Source organism: Aquabacterium sp. A08 (assembly GCF_011742065.1).
The window spans coordinates 1-635 of sequence record NZ_JAAQQT010000046.1 but is presented as its reverse complement, the minus strand read 5'-3'; the positions used below and the strand labels follow the sequence as shown (position 1 = coordinate 635).

At 62.0% G+C, this 635-nt stretch carries 1 protein-coding gene; it reads left to right on the top strand.

Features of this window, described 5'->3' with window-relative positions; genetic code table 11:
- On the top strand, positions 1-635 hold a 635-nt coding region (locus HA630_RS00265), incomplete at both ends, for a flagellar basal body FlgE domain-containing protein (RefSeq protein ID WP_305792592.1).

Genomic DNA, 635 nt, shown 5'->3' with positions numbered 1-635 from the left:
AGCAACGGCAAGGAAACGAAAGACCTGCGCTTGCCCACGGGGGCGCCGATCGACCCACGGGCCACCACCAACATCAACATCACCGCCAACCTGGACGCCCGTGCTGAAGGCCTGGGGCCTTTGACCATCACCAATCCGACGACGTCGGCCCAGGCAGATGCCATGCCTGCCGAAGCCAAGCAGTACGGCACCGCGGTGAATGTGTACGACGCGCAGGGCAATGCCATTCCGGTTCAGTTGTATTTTGTAAAGAATGAGCCGGTCACGGCGGATCCCACGGCCACGCCGCCCGTGGTGGGTGTGCCCGCCAACAGTTGGGAGGTGTACGCCAGCTTGGACGGCGGGCGAACGGTGATTCCGCAATCGCCCGCTTCCACCAACTACAGCTTGGGTCGGCTGGAGTTCGATGGCAGCGGGCAGCTCACCAATGTGCCTGCACTCAATTTGCAGATCACGGCCACCACGCCTGGTGTTACAGCCGACAACACGCCGAGCGAGCCGATTGCCGCACCGATCAGCTTCGATGTGGACGGCAAATCGACCATCACCCAGTTTGGGGGCAAGTTCGGGGTGTACGACTTGACCCAGAACGGCTACGCGAAAGGCGATCTGACGTCGATCGACATCGGCGAGAG